General features: G+C 27.7%; 1 protein-coding gene. It reads right to left on the bottom strand.

The genetic code is table 11. The features are described from left to right. Positions 1–267: 267 nt before the first annotated feature. A partial coding sequence (locus L8U98_RS08190) for a bacteriophage T4 gp5 trimerisation domain-containing protein (RefSeq protein WP_318529470.1) occupies positions 268–1,092 on the bottom strand: 825 nt, incomplete at its 5' end.

Below are 1,092 nucleotides of genomic sequence, written 5' to 3'. Positions count from 1 at the left end.
ATTCCCCAATAAATCGTATATAAAGGAGAATAAAGTAATTTTGCAAGCACGGCAAGTATTATGATTAATATAATACAGGGTATATAAAATCTTTTAAGTTTATAAAAAGGTTTTTTCATTTATATTCCTTGGTATTTTAAAAATAGTTTATAAAATTTTCTATAAAAATCATAATGATATTTTTTTATACTATTTATTGTATTACTAATATTTGGCATTCTAAAATTTTTAAAATATAGTATTTATTTTCAAAAAAATACTATATATTTACTCCGCTTTAATTTCTCCACCTTTGACAACAAGACCCTTAGAATCTATCACTACTTCTACTCCACCTGCTTTAATGATAACACAATCTGGTTTAGCATTAATCAATGTTTCTCCTACTTGTATAGTTGCCTCACTATCAGCCCTTAGATAATGAGTTGTTTTTGCATAGGTAGTGATATTATCAGCCACCATACTTGTATTTTTATCGCTTTCAAATCCCATGGATTCATTGCTTGTAAAAAGAATATTGTCTTTACTTTTACAATCTATCTCTTTTTCGCTCAAGACTTGTATTTTATTGCTTGTATTTATATTGTAATAACCTTCTATAATTTCTTTTTTGTTTCCTTTAACATTTCTAGTTTCATCTTTATGTATAATGGTATTTTTGTTTGCGCATATTTCAGTGTCTTTATTTTCTCCTATATATTCACTTGAATTTTTAGCTACTCTTAACTTGTTGTCTACTCCTACATTTAAAGTGTTAGATAATCCAACTATGGTGTCTTTAGATAAACCTACATTTATTAGATACTCAGCACCAACATTGACATTTTTAGCTAAATCTATGGTTTGCGTATGAACTTTTTTAATTCTTTCATTATAAATCCCATCCACCATAGAATCTTTATCATTTAAAATTCTTTGAGTAAAGTTGTGCTGAACCAACTCATTATAGTCTCTTTCTGCTTTTAGATAGATTTGTTCTTTATCTTTTAAGTTGGATAAAGTTAGTTCATTGTATCCTTGTTCGTATACTCCTATAGTTTTAGAGCTAATGGAAGTTTTGTGATCATGGTGTGGCAACGATACAAGAGGATC

Origin of the sequence: Campylobacter sp. RKI_CA19_01128 (genome assembly GCF_025771175.1) — a bacterium.
GTDB lineage: Bacteria > Campylobacterota > Campylobacteria > Campylobacterales > Campylobacteraceae > Campylobacter_D.
Note: the sequence above shows the minus strand (reverse complement) of the source record. Positions and strands in the feature narration are given on the sequence as shown.